The organism is Snodgrassella alvi (genome assembly GCF_002777425.1).
Taxonomy (GTDB): Bacteria; Pseudomonadota; Gammaproteobacteria; order Burkholderiales; family Neisseriaceae; genus Snodgrassella; species Snodgrassella alvi_B.
Genome location: NZ_MDVC01000060.1, coordinates 23,593 through 34,665, shown reverse-complemented (window position 1 = coordinate 34,665; position 11,073 = coordinate 23,593). Strand labels below are relative to the sequence as shown.

Here is an 11,073-nt window from a genome sequence, read left to right as displayed (position 1 = left end):
AAGGCTGCTGTTATGTTTTGCTAGCAGGCATCTATATTCATTGCCTTCTAGCCTTTAGCCAAAGCAAGAAACCCGGCTGATCTCTCAACCGGGTTCTTCTTATGGGGAGTCTGGCGGTGTCCTACTTTCACATGGGCATCCATACTATCATCGGCGCTAGGTCGTTTCACGGTCCTGTTCGGGATGGGAAGGCGTGGGACCAACCTGCTATGGCCGCCAGACATTAAACTGTCAAATCAGAAAGCCTTAATCTTGGTGATGTGTATTCATCAGTAAGCTTTTATCATTTCTTCTGTACATGCTCTCATGTATGAAGTCCTTCAAATGATAGAGTCAAGCCTCACGAGCAATTAGTATCGGTTAGCTGCAAGTGTTACCACTCTTCCACACCCGACCTATCAACGTCCTGGTCTCGAACGTCTCTTTAGAGGGATTAAATCCCTAGGGAAGTCTCATCTTCAGGCGAGTTTCACGCTTAGATGCTTTCAGCGTTTATCTCTTCCGAACTTAGCTACCCGGCGATGCGACTGGCGTCACAACCGGTACACCAGAGGTTCGTCCACTCCGGTCCTCTCGTACTAGGAGCAGCCCCCGTCAAACTTCCAACGCCCACTGCAGATAGGGACCAAACTGTCTCACGACGTTTTAAACCCAGCTCACGTACCACTTTAAATGGCGAACAGCCATACCCTTGGGACCGACTACAGCCCCAGGATGTGATGAGCCGACATCGAGGTGCCAAACTCCGCCGTCGATATGAACTCTTGGGCGGAATCAGCCTGTTATCCCCGGAGTACCTTTTATCCGTTGAGCGATGGCCCTTCCATTCAGAACCACCGGATCACTATGTCCTGCTTTCGCACCTGCTCGACTTGTCGGTCTCGCAGTTAAGCTACCTTGTGCCATTGTACTATCAGTCCGATTTCCGACCGGACCTAGGTAACCTTCGAACTCCTCCGTTACTCTTTGGGAGGAGACCGCCCCAGTCAAACTGCCTACCATGCACGGTCCCCGATCCAGATGATGGATCCGGGTTAGAACCTCAAAGTCACCAGGGTGGTATTTCAAGGACGGCTCCACAGATACTAGCGTTTCTGCTTCTTAGCCTCCCACCTATCCTACACAAGTGACTTCAAAGTCCAATGCAAAGCTACAGTAAAGGTTCACGGGGTCTTTCCGTCTAGCAGCGGGGAGATTGCATCTTCACAACCATTTCAACTTCGCTGAGTCTCAGGAGGAGACAGTGTGGCCATCGTTACGCCATTCGTGCGGGTCGGAACTTACCCGACAAGGAATTTCGCTACCTTAGGACCGTTATAGTTACGGCCGCCGTTTACTGGGGCTTCGATCCGATGCTTGCACATCTTCAATTAACCTTCCAGCACCGGGCAGGCGTCACACCCTATACGTCCACTTTCGTGTTTGCAGAGTGCTGTGTTTTTATTAAACAGTCGCAGCCACCTATTCTCTGCGACCTCTAACGGCTTACGGAGTTAATCCTTAACCATCAGAGGCATACCTTCTCCCGAAGTTACGGTATCAATTTGCCGAGTTCCTTCTCCTGAGTTCTCTCAAGCGCCTTAGAATTCTCATCCTACCCACCTGTGTCGGTTTGCGGTACGGTTTCATTCAAACTGTAGCTTAGTGGCTTTTCCTGGAAGCGTGGTATCAGTCACTTCGTGTCCGTAGACACTCGTCATCACTTCTCGGTGTTAAGCACCCGGATTTGCCTAAGTGCTCCACCTACCGGCTTAAACGATCTATTCCAACAGATCGATGACCTAACCTTCTCCGTCCCCACATCGCATTTGAATCAAGTACAGGAATATTAACCTGTTTCCCATCGACTACGCATCTCTGCCTTGCCTTAGGGGCCGACTCACCCTACGCCGATGAACGTTGCGTAGGAAACCTTGGGTTTTCGGCGACAGGGCTTTTCACCCTGTTTATCGCTACTCATGTCAACATTCGCACTTCTGATACCTCCAGCATGCTTCTCAACACACCTTCTTCGGCCTACAGAACGCTCCCCTACCATGTCAGTTATCTGACATCCGCAGCTTCGGTTACAGATTTGAGCCCCGTTACATCTTCCGCGCAGGACGACTCGACCAGTGAGCTATTACGCTTTCTTTAAATGATGGCTGCTTCTAAGCCAACATCCTGGCTGTCTCGGCCTTCCCACTTCGTTTACCACTTAATCTGTCATTTGGGACCTTAGCTGGCGGTCTGGGTTGTTTCCCTCTTGACACCGGACGTTAGCACCCGATGTCTGTCTCCCGAGGAACCACTTGATGGTATTCTTAGTTTGCCATGGGTTGGTAAGTCGCAATGACCCCCTAGCCATAACAGTGCTTTACCCCCATCAGTGTCTTACTCGAGGCACTACCTAAATAGTTTTCGGGGAGAACCAGCTATCTCCGAGTTTGTTTAGCCTTTCACCCCTATCCACAGCTCATCCCCGCATTTTGCAACATGCGTGGGTTCGGTCCTCCAGTACCTGTTACGGCACCTTCAACCTGGCCATGGATAGATCACTCGGTTTCGGGTCTACACCCAGCAACTAATCGCCCTATTAAGACTCGGTTTCCCTACGCCTCCCCTAATCGGTTAAGCTCGCTACTGAATGTAAGTCGTTGACCCATTATACAAAAGGTACGCAGTCACGGATTACTCCGCTCCCACTGTTTGTATGCATCAGGTTTCAGGTTCTATTTCACTCCCCTCCCGGGGTTCTTTTCGCCTTTCCCTCACGGTACTGGTTCACTATCGGTCGATGATGAGTATTTAGCCTTGGAGGATGGTCCCCCCATCTTCAGACAGGATTTCGCGTGTCCCGCCCTACTTTGCGTATACTTAGTACCACCTCTGAAATTTCGAATACGGGGCTTTCACCCTCTTTGGCCAAGCTTCCCAGCTTGTTCTTCTATCTCAGTGGCTATCATATACAGGCTCTTACGCGTTCGCTCGCCACTACTTGCGCAATCTCGGTTGATTTCTTTTCCTCTGGGTACTTAGATGGTTCAGTTCTCCAGGTTCGCTTCTCTGCACCTATGGATTCAGTGCAGGATACCATGCTTATACATGGTGGGTTTCCCCATTCGGACATCGCGGGATCACAGCTCTATTGCCAGCTCCCCCACGCTTTTCGCAGGCTTACACGTCCTTCTTCGCCTATCATCGCCAAGGCATCCACCTGATGCACTTATTCACTTGACTCTATCATTTCAAGAACCTCTTGACTTCGCCATCTCCACCGTTGACTAGTGAATATGACTAAGGCCTTTACTCTCATAAAGCTTACTGCTTTGGTTGTCTGAACAACGCCTTTTGTTTTCGTTGTTCAGCGATACAATCATCACCCAATTCTTTCAGCACTTTCTTCTTCATCTGTTTCCAGATTCCGATTCCTGTGCCTCAATCTTTGTTTGTTGATTTCGGCTTTCCAATTTGTTAAAGATCGATGCGTTACTTCGCAAATTAAAGCTAGCTTCTGCTTCGTCTGTACTCAGACTAAACTACCTTTAATTTCCAAAGTATCCTGATTTAACTTCCCTCTTCCTACAGAGTCGTGGTGGAGGCAAACGGGATCGAACCGATGACCCCCTGCTTGCAAAGCAGGTGCTCTACCAACTGAGCTATGCCCCCGCGTCCTTAAATATGTGGTGGGTCTGGGAGGACTTGAACCTCCGACCCCACGCTTATCAAGCGTGTGCTCTAACCAGCTGAGCTACAAACCCAGTTTATTCAGTCTCTTCTCGCATCTTTTCAGTTTACCGATAAGTGTGAATGCGAATCAGCCTCTTCTTTTCTCTAGAAAGGAGGTGATCCAGCCGCAGGTTCCCCTACGGCTACCTTGTTACGACTTCACCCCAGTCATGAAGCATACCGTGTTAAGCGACCTCCTTACGGTTAGTCTACCCAATTCTGGTATCCCCCACTCCCATGGTGTGACGGGCGGTGTGTACAAGACCCGGGAACGTATTCACCGCAGTATGCTGACCTGCGATTACTAGCGATTCCGACTTCATGCACTCGAGTTGCAGAGTGCAATCCGGACTACGATCGGCTTTCTGAGATTGGCTTCACCTCGCGGCTTCGCTACCCTCTGTACCGACCATTGTATGACGTGTGAAGCCCTGGTCATAAGGGCCATGAGGACTTGACGTCATCCCCACCTTCCTCCGGTTTGTCACCGGCAGTCTCATTAGAGTGCCCAACTTAATGATGGCAACTAATGACAAGGGTTGCGCTCGTTGCGGGACTTAACCCAACATCTCACGACACGAGCTGACGACAGCCATGCAGCACCTGTGTTACGGTTCCCGAAGGCACTCTCCTATCTCTAAGAGATTCCGTACATGTCAAGACCAGGTAAGGTTCTTCGCGTTGCATCGAATTAATCCACATCATCCACCGCTTGTGCGGGTCCCCGTCAATTCCTTTGAGTTTTAATCTTGCGACCGTACTCCCCAGGCGGACAATTTCACGCGTTAGCTTCGCTACTAAGGCATCTAGTACCCCAACAGCTAATTGTCATCGTTTAGGGCGTGGACTACCAGGGTATCTAATCCTGTTTGCTACCCACGCTTTCGAGCATGAACGTCAGTGTTATCCCAGGAGGCTGCCTTCGCCATCGGTATTCCTCCACATCTCTACGCATTTCACTGCTACACGTGGAATTCTACCTCCCTCTGACACACTCTAGTCACACAGTTTCAAATGCACGTCCCAAGTTGAGCTCGGGGATTTCACATCTGACTTATTTAACCGTCTGCGCTCGCTTTACGCCCAGTAATTCCGATTAACGCTCGCACCCTACGTATTACCGCGGCTGCTGGCACGTAGTTAGCCGGTGCTTATTCTTTAGGTACCGTCAGCACTAGATGGTATTAGCACCCAGCTTTTCTTCCCTAACAAAAGTCCTTTACAACCCGAAGGCCTTCTTCAGACACGCGGCATGGCTGGATCAGGGTTCCCCCCATTGTCCAAAATTCCCCACTGCTGCCTCCCGTAGGAGTTTGGGCCGTGTCTCAGTCCCAATGTGGCGGATCATCCTCTCAGACCCGCTATGGATCGTCGCCTTGGTAGGCCTTTACCCCACCAACTAGCTAATCCAACATCGGCCGCTCAAATAACGCGAGGTCATAAGATCCCCCGCTTTCCCCCTCAGGGCGTATGCGGTATTAGCCATCCTTTCGGACAGTTATCCCCCATTACTCGGTACGTTCCGATGCATTACTCACCCGTTCGCCACTCGCCACCAGAGAGCAAGCTCTCCGTGCTGCCGTTCGACTTGCATGTGTAAAGCATGCCGCCAGCGTTCAATCTGAGCCAGGATCAAACTCTTATGTTTAATCTTAGCTTGTTGCAATCTCGAAGTCCCCTCCGAAATCACTGGTCTGCTTCAAAGTTATTGACAAGTATATGTCTATATATCTCGTCTCTCTGAATCAGTGTGAGGCTCATCCGCACTCACACTTATCGGTAATCTGTTCTGTTAAAGAGCGTTGCTTTCGACTGCGTTCTACTTTAAACTGTTTAGTTCGTTTCGTGTCGCGTCATCAGCGAAGAAAGCGAACTATACGCCTCACTCAAAATCATGTCAACTACTTCCCCCTTTTATTTTTCATTATTTCATCATATGACTGTTTTTTAAGATTTTATTTTTAGCACTTTTGACTTCTTTACGCCTGTCTATTTTAAATTCTTCCCTTTACCCAGTCATTCCTTAGTACTAGTTAATCTGCTATTCCTGTATTTCTGATTAATCTGCTGCTTTTTATCCATGCATATCTCTGTTTTAGTTGTTGCGTCTGGACTTACATGTTGCCGTTGTATAGTTTGTGATTTTGGTAATTCTATATATATTACTTTTATATCTTATTAAGCTTGTCTACGCTGTTACTTATAGATAGGCCTATTATTAATTATGGCTTTGCTGTTTCAGTATAGTTGTTGTCTTATTTGCTAGTGCTTTTATTTTTACTGCTATCTGAAACAATAAATGACTGTATGGCAGAATTTTATATTTGCCGATAAATAAAGCTGATAAGTTGCTGATTGTGGTTAGGGCTGGTTTAATCAGGAAGCAGCTTATTTTATTAATTTCTAATCTTGCTATTTGGCTTGTTTGATTATTATTGGATTTTTTCATTATTATGCCTCGTTTTTATGTTCCGTCTAGTATTTGTCATTCAGAGACATTTTCTTTACCGGATGCAACTGCGCGCCATGTACAGGTTTTGCGCTGCCAGCCGGGTGAGCTGATTGAGCTGTTTGATGGTCTTGGCACTGTTTATCAAGCTGAAATTACAGCTATGGGTAAGAAAAATGTGGATGTGCTGATCCGTGGCAGTGAGACTGTTACGCTTGAGTCTCCATTGGCGATTACGTTGCTACAATCAGTTTCAAGCAGTGAACGGATGGATATGACTATCCAGAAAGCTGTGGAATTGGGAGTTACGCTGATTCAGCCGGTGCTGACGGAACGTAGTAGTCAGCGTTTAAGTGGTGAACGGGCGTTGAAAAAGCTGGAACGCTGGCAGGATATTGCGATTGGTGCATGTGAACAATGCGGGCGGACGATGGTGCCAGAAATTCGGCCGGTGGTGGATTTGGCTAATGCATTGGCTGGTTTGGCTACTGATGATTTAAAGCTGCTGATGAGTTTATGCCGACCACAGGCATTAACTGAGTTTGCACAGCCACAGGCGGTAACGCTGTTAATTGGCCCGGAAGGCGGGTTAAGTAATGCTGAGGAGGAGCTGGCAATTAAACATGGTTTCGCTGCTATTAGTCTGGGGCCGCGGGTATTGCGTACAGAAACGGCTTCGCTGGCGGCAATTGCTGCGATGCAGGTGTTATGGGGTGATTTTCGTAGGTAGTTCAGGATAGGTATTAAGAGTTGAAAAAAACACCAGCCAGTGTGGCTGGTGAATGTATTTAGTATTTTTCCGGAATGTAACGATAAGGGTAATTGGGTTCCTGATAATCGCCTTTATCCTGCCGCTTTGGTAGTTCGACTTTTTTCCGTGGTGTTTTTTTGTATGGAATTTCGCTGAGTATGTGTTTGATGATGTTCAAACGCGCTTTCTTTTTGTCGTTGGAATCGACAACATACCATGGAGCCCATGAGGTATCGGTAGCCATAATCATTTCGTCACGGGCACGGGAGTAGTCATACCAGCGACTGTAAGATTTGATATCCATGGGAGAGAGTTTCCAGATTTTACGCGGGTCATTAATCCGACCAAGCATGCGTCGGTGCTGTTCTTCCATGTTTACTTCAAGCCAGTATTTGAGCAGGATGATGCCCGAATTGATGATGGCCTTTTCCATAAAAGGAATGATTTCGAGAAATTCTTTGCTTTCCTGTTCTGTGCAAAATCCCATAACACGCTCTACGCCAGCACGGTTATACCAGCTACGGTCAAAGATGATAACTTCGCCGGCTGCAGGTAAATGGGGAATGTAACGCTGCATGTACATTTGTGTTTTCTGGCGTTCACTCGGTGCTGGTAAGGCTACTACCTGAAATATGCGTGGACTGACTCTTTCGGTAATTGCTTTAATCGCACCACCCTTGCCTGCACCATCACGTCCTTCGAAGATGATGCAAACTTTCTGCCCAGAAGCTTTCACCCATTCTTGCAGAGCGACCATTTCACCCTGAAGTTTTTCCAGCTCTTTGTAGTATTTCTTTTTGGTTAGCTTTTTGTGTTTGCTATTTTTGTCGGTACAGATATTGCTTTGTTTTTCAGCTTGCTCGGTATCAGGCGTTTCTATCTCTGGTTGCAACTGTTTATCAGTCATAATTACCACCCTTTGCCGGTTGGTTTGTTAATAGTTAAACTACTTTTACCTATATAAACAGAATATTAATGATAACAGCCATTTGCAACTTGAGTTACGCGTTTTTACATTGTACTTTTATTCAGATATTCATTTTTGTGTAATCTGACTAATTTTTGGACAGAATGTCCATCTGTCCTATTGAGGATATGGAACGAATTATCGTGGCAGCTGGCTTTTGGCATTAGTACGCTGTTCGTCACGTACGGTAAACCACCATACGATTAAGCCAATTATTGCCAGCATAACACCAACCCATGCGGTACTGCTCCAGCCCCAGCCTGCGGCAATCGTTAAACCACCCAAATAAGGCCCCAGGGCATTGGCGGCGTTGAAGGCACTGTGATTCAGTGCTGCGGCCAGAGTTTGGGCATCTTTGGCTACATCCATAAGACGAATTTGTAACAATGTACCTACGGCACCGCTCATGCCGATGAGAACGACTTGTATGCATATCCAGTATGGATAATGTAGAGCAAAAGGATATAAGGCTAACATGATAGCCGACCATGCCAGTAACCATGCTAATCCTGACATCACATGGCGTCCAACCAGACGCGGTATGATGATGTTGCCTAGGGTCATGCCTACGCCGTATAAACACATAACCAATGGCACGCTTTTGGGTGACATGCCGGTAATGTTTTCTAAGGTTGAGGCCATGTAGGCATATATGCCAAACATGCCGCCAAAGCCGATGGCACCTATGGCCAGTGTCAGCCAAATCTGACGATTGGTGAGCGCGCTGAGTTCCCGTACGGCATTGCTACCGCTACCCTGCATGCAGTTTGGTGGCAAAAAAAGAGCCACCAAGATGACAGTGGTAGCAGCCAGTAAGGCTACGATGAGAAAGACAACGCGCCAACCTACTGCCTGAGCCAGCCAGCTGCTTAAGGGTACGCCGATGGTGGTGGCTATGGTTAAGCCTATCATCATTAATCCAACAGCCTGTGTTCTTTTTTCTGGTGGTACCATGGCTGCGGCGACCAACGCGCCAACACCAAAATAAGCGCCATGTGGTAAGCCACTTAAAAAGCGAAATAGCATCATGCTGTTGTAGTTGGGGGCGAGCATGGTGCCCAGATGTGCCGAAGCAAAAAATGCCATGAGCACCAGTAACAGGCTACGCCGGCTGAAACGCGCACCAAATATAGCAATAACGGGTGCTCCAACGACAACACCAAGGGCATAAATACTGATTAGATGCCCTGCTGTGGGTTCACTGATATTTAAGCCGCTGGCGATATAAGGCAAAACACTCATAGTGGCAAATTCGGTAGTGCCAATGGCAAAACCACCAACTGCCAGGGCAAATAATAGCCAGCGTGGATGGGGGATACGGTTAGGTTCTGTGTTCATAGGTGTATTAGTATGCGGACGTATTGCAGCCGGGCTAATTGCGTGTTTATTAAGATTTAAGTTTAACTGATTGAGAAATATTAGTAAAAAAACTGGTTTTACTCTACAACATACAATTTGCTGTTTTTAATTTGATTATGTTAATCGTTGTGAAGCATAAAATTTGGTGAGGGTATATATTTGCAGATGATTTATTCTGTTATGGCTGTTGAATATGCTGTATTTTTGAATTTTATGCTTATGATTTAAATGCAAAGATAATTTAATTTGTAGCAGTTAATGGTTTTATATGGCTATCAGGGTATTGTTTTCTACAGATTTTATGCTTTAGCAGGATATAATAGTATTAATTATGCACTTTTTTATAAGCTTTTTATTTAGAAAGAATGGAATTAATGATGAGTAAGCCAAGTGCTCAAACAATTGAAAATCGTCGGGATGATGCGCAGTTGCTCGCAGATGAAGCAAAGTATTGCTCTTTTGGTGATACGGTACATTATGTTAATCCGCCGAAAATTTTTGATGGCTGCGAAGGCAGCTATATGTATGATAAAAATGGCACGCCCTATCTGGATTTGCAGATGTGGTATTCGGCCTGTAATTTTGGTTATGCTAATGAACGCTTGAATACGGTGTTAAAGCAGCAGGTAGATACTTTGCCGCAGTGTGCAAGCCAGTATTTACATCCAACCAAAATTGAGCTGGCAAAAACTATTGCTGAGGATATGAAGCGCAAATTTGGGCGTGATGGTCGGGTTCATTTTAATGTTGGCGGTTCTCAGTGTATTGAGGATTCACTGAAAATTATCCGTAATGCGTCTGAAGGCCGGTCATTGATGTTTGCGTTTGAAGGTGGCTACCACGGTCGTACGCTGGGTGCATCTTCTATTACTTCAAGCTTCCGCTATCGCCGTCGCTATGGTCATTTTGCTGACCGTGCAATGTTTATTCCGTTTCCTTATCCGTTCCGTCGGCCTAAAGGTATGACAGCAGAGGAATATGGAGAACATCTGGTAGCTGATTTCGCCCGTTTGTTTGAAACGGAATACCACGGTGTGTGGGATCCGAAAGCAGGTCAGGCCGAATATGCGGCGTTCTATATAGAGCCGCTGCAAGGTACTGGTGGTTATATTGTGCCGCCACGTAACTATTTTAAAGGCCTGAAAAAAGTTCTGGATCAGTATGGTATTTTGCTGGTGGTCGATGAAATTCAAATGGGCTTTTATCGCACTGGTAAGTTATGGTCGATTGAACACTTTGATGTACAACCAGATATGCTGGTGTTTGCTAAAGCATTGACCAATGGTCTGAATCCTCTCGGCGGCTTGTGGGCACGGGAAGAGCTGATTAATCCGCAGGTATTCCCCGCTGGTTCTACTCATTCTACTTTTGCTTCAAATCCGCTGGGTACAGCCGTGGGTCTGGAAGTATTCAGAATGATGGCAGAAACCGATTATGAGAAAATGGTTATGGAAAGCGGTGCCTATTTCCTTGAAGGCTTGAAAACTTTGGAACAGCGCCATAAGGAAATCGGTGAAGTAGATGGTCTGGGACTGGCGTTGCGTGCCGAAATCTGTACTGAAGACGGCTTTACACCAAATAAGGCGCTGGTAGACAAGATGGTAGATATCGGTATGTCTGGCGATCTCGACTGGCAAGGCCAGAAAATGGGGCTGGTATTGGATATTGGCGGTTATTACAAGAATGTGATTACTTTTGCCCCATCATTGCATATTACGAAACAGGAAATTGATCAAGGTATTGAATTACTGGATCAATTGATTACGCGTGCTAAAAAAGAATTAAACGTTTAAGCCACGTAAGATGGCAGCTCGGCTGGTATTTAAGCCTGCTGCCGTA

Annotated in this window: 5 protein-coding genes, 2 tRNA genes and 3 rRNA genes; 2 read left to right on the top strand and 8 right to left on the bottom strand. The window is 46.8% G+C overall.

Translation table 11 applies throughout. The features are described from left to right. Positions 1–108: 108 nt before the first annotated feature. The 6 genes from rrf to BGI33_RS06210 form a co-directional block, all read right to left on the bottom strand. A 5S ribosomal RNA gene (gene rrf, locus BGI33_RS06235) occupies positions 109–221 on the bottom strand. Between the two features lie 108 nt (positions 222–329). Beyond that, positions 330–3,219, bottom strand: a 23S ribosomal RNA gene (locus tag BGI33_RS06230). A 353-nt stretch (positions 3,220–3,572) separates the two neighbouring features. Continuing rightward, a tRNA-Ala gene (locus tag BGI33_RS06225) sits at positions 3,573–3,648 on the bottom strand. 15 nt (positions 3,649–3,663) lie between these two features. After that, positions 3,664–3,740, bottom strand: a tRNA-Ile gene (locus tag BGI33_RS06220). Between the two features lie 77 nt (positions 3,741–3,817). After that, positions 3,818–5,356: ribosomal RNA gene (locus BGI33_RS06215) — 16S ribosomal RNA — on the bottom strand. The 16S, 23S and 5S rRNA genes sit together here with 2 tRNA genes alongside, the layout of an rRNA operon. A gap of 570 nt (positions 5,357–5,926) precedes the next feature. Continuing rightward, positions 5,927–6,157 carry a hypothetical protein gene (locus BGI33_RS06210; RefSeq protein ID WP_100090427.1) on the bottom strand — a complete coding sequence of 77 codons (231 nt, stop codon included), beginning with the start codon at positions 6,155–6,157 and terminating at the stop codon, positions 5,927–5,929. Positions 6,158–6,161: 4 nt separating this feature from the next. On the opposite strand from BGI33_RS06210, the gene BGI33_RS06205 reads away from it, so the two are divergent. Beyond that, positions 6,162–6,887, top strand: coding sequence for a 16S rRNA (uracil(1498)-N(3))-methyltransferase (locus BGI33_RS06205; protein ID WP_100090426.1), 726 nt, complete (start codon positions 6,162–6,164; stop codon positions 6,885–6,887). Positions 6,888–6,945: 58 nt separating this feature from the next. Here the strand turns inward: BGI33_RS06205 and ppk2 are convergent, their stop codons facing one another. Together ppk2 and BGI33_RS06195 are read right to left on the bottom strand one after the other, a co-directional pair. Then, a complete protein-coding gene (gene ppk2, locus BGI33_RS06200) occupies positions 6,946–7,815 on the bottom strand; it encodes a polyphosphate kinase 2 (RefSeq protein ID WP_100090425.1) in 870 nt (289 codons plus the stop codon). A gap of 198 nt (positions 7,816–8,013) precedes the next feature. Next, the gene (locus BGI33_RS06195; protein ID WP_100090424.1) at positions 8,014–9,213 is read right to left on the bottom strand and encodes an MFS transporter; all 1,200 of its coding nucleotides are present in this window, start codon (positions 9,211–9,213) and stop codon (positions 8,014–8,016) included. A 398-nt stretch (positions 9,214–9,611) separates the two neighbouring features. Between BGI33_RS06195 and BGI33_RS06190 the strand changes: the two genes are divergently transcribed. Next, a complete protein-coding gene (locus BGI33_RS06190; protein ID WP_100090423.1) occupies positions 9,612–11,027 on the top strand; it encodes an aspartate aminotransferase family protein in 1,416 nt (471 codons plus the stop codon). Positions 11,028–11,073 lie beyond the last annotated feature (46 nt).

Coding starts and splice junctions, on each gene's coding strand:
- BGI33_RS06190 (WP_100090423.1), top strand. CDS start 9,612: ATGAGTAAGCCAAGTGCTCAAACAATTGAAAATCGTCGGGATGATGCG.
- BGI33_RS06210 (WP_100090427.1), bottom strand. CDS start 6,157: ATGAAAAAATCCAATAATAATCAAACAAGCCAAATAGCAAGATTAGAA.
- BGI33_RS06205 (WP_100090426.1), top strand. CDS start 6,162: ATGCCTCGTTTTTATGTTCCGTCTAGTATTTGTCATTCAGAGACATTT.
- ppk2 (WP_100090425.1), bottom strand. CDS start 7,815: ATGACTGATAAACAGTTGCAACCAGAGATAGAAACGCCTGATACCGAG.
- BGI33_RS06195 (WP_100090424.1), bottom strand. CDS start 9,213: ATGAACACAGAACCTAACCGTATCCCCCATCCACGCTGGCTATTATTT.